The 365-nt window shown below is 46.0% G+C and carries 1 protein-coding gene; it reads right to left on the reverse strand.

Features of this window, described 5'->3' with window-relative positions; translation table 11 throughout:
- The coding region (locus tag HC175_RS20835; protein ID WP_317172385.1) for an amino acid--tRNA ligase-related protein at nt 1–365 on the reverse strand (365 nt) is incomplete at both ends.

Below are 365 nucleotides of genomic sequence, written 5' to 3' on the forward strand. Positions count from 1 at the left end.
CACTACCAGTTCCTGGCTGTCGAAGACATTGAAACCTTTGTCTTTTGCCAGATCATTCAGCTCTCCGAATTCCATTCCGAAGCGAATATCGGGCTTATCATTTCCGTACTTTTTCATGGCCTCCTCATAGGTCATGCGCGGAAATTCGGTTACATCAACAACTTTTACTGCTTTGATGAGGTGACGGGTAAAATCTTCAAAAGTGTTGAGAATATCTTCCTGCTCCACAAAAGCCATTTCGCAGTCAATCTGTGTGAATTCCGGCTGCCGGTCGGCCCGCAGATCTTCATCCCTAAAGCATTTTACGATCTGGAAGTATTTATCCATTCCGCCAACCATAAGCAGCTGCGTGAAAGTCTGCGGAG

The organism is Salinimicrobium oceani (genome assembly GCF_012037645.1).